Below are 1496 nucleotides of genomic sequence, written 5' to 3'. Positions count from 1 at the left end.
TCTTCTCCAGGTTCTACGACAGCCTGGACATCGGCCAGGCCGGCGCCGTGGCGCTGGTGCTCGAGAACGGAACCATGATGACCCGGCGGCCCTACAGCCCCGACATGGTGGGACGGAACATGCTGGAGACCCAGCTCTTTCGCTCCTACGCCGCGCATGGGCCGGTCGGCACGGCCTACATCAAGTCGGCGCAGGACGGCGTGACACGGTTGAACAGCTTCCGGCGCCTGGACAACTACCCGCTGTTCGTTTCCGCGGCGCTGTCCAAGGACGAGATCCTGGCCAACTGGTGGCGCGACACGCTGTGGCATTCGGGCGGCGTCGTTCTGCTGAGCCTGATCGTCGGCTTCATCGGATGGCGCCTGGTGCGGCAGTTCCAGCTCCAGACCCGCACCGAGGCCGAGCTGCGGCAGGCGCGCGATGCGCTCGAAACGCTCAACAAGACCCTCAACACCCTGGCCATGGAAGACGGCCTGACCGGGCTCGCGAACCGCAGGCAGTTCGACGTGGCGCTGGACAGCGAATACAGCCGCGCCGCGCGCAACGCGAGCACGCTGGCGCTGATCATGATGGATGTGGATTGCTTCAAGCAATACAACGACATCTACGGCCATGCGGCGGGCGACGAGTGCCTGCAGACCATCGGCCGCACCATCGCGCGCGTCGCGTCGCGGCGCCCGGGAGATCTTGCGGCGCGCTATGGCGGAGAAGAGCTGGCGGTGCTGCTGCCGAACACCGACGTGGCGGGCGCCGTGATGCTGGCCGAACGCATCCGCAGCGCCGTGCGCGAGCTGAAGATCGAACATGCGGGCACCGCCGACGGATTCGTGACGCTGAGCGCCGGCGTGGATGCGCTCAGTCCCCAGGCCGGCATCGGCGGCCAGCCCAAGGAGCTGATCCGGTCCGCGGACAAGGCGCTGTACGCCGCCAAGTCGGGCGGGCGCAACCGCGTGTGCGCCTCGACGGGACAGCCGCTGGCGGCGTGACGCGGGTCTGAGCCTCAGCCCGCCTTCCCTCGGCTTCGAAGAAGCCTTCCGCGGCTCTACGCAGGGTAAACCCCAGTACTTGGCCCCTTGATTCCACCCGCGATGATTCAGTACACTGATTGTCGTTCAGTGTACTGAATCCAGGAGCGCCGGCAATGTACTTGGCTGCCCTGCACAAGGAGACAAAATTTGACCCACGATCTACGCAAGACCTTCGATGAAGGCCCCATGAGCCGCTTCCAGTGGAGCGCGATCACGATCTGCATCACGCTGATCATGCTCGACGGCTTCGACGTGCTGGTCATGGCCTTCACCGCGGCCAGCGTGTCGGCCGAGTGGAAGCTCAGCGGCGCGCAGCTCGGCGTGCTGTTCAGTGCCGGCCTGTTCGGCATGGCTGCCGGCTCGCTGTTCCTCGCGCCGCTGGCCGACCGCTTCGGACGGCAAACCGTCATCCTGCTGTGCCTGGTGGTGATCGCGCTCGGCATGGGGCTGTCGGCGCTGTCCCAGAGC

The 1496-nt window shown here is 66.4% G+C and carries 2 protein-coding genes; both read left to right on the top strand.

What is annotated here, in order from left to right:
* On the top strand, positions 1 to 986 hold a 986-nt coding region (locus AC1DOC_RS33265), incomplete at its 5' end, for a GGDEF domain-containing protein (protein ID WP_478131522.1).
* Between the two features lie 189 nt (positions 987 to 1175).
* On the top strand, positions 1176 to 1496 hold a 321-nt coding region (locus tag AC1DOC_RS33260; protein ID WP_478131521.1), incomplete at its 3' end, for an MFS transporter.

Source organism: Variovorax sp. 01T439_2, from assembly GCF_056398445.1.
This window is presented reverse-complemented; position numbering and strand designations above follow the sequence as displayed.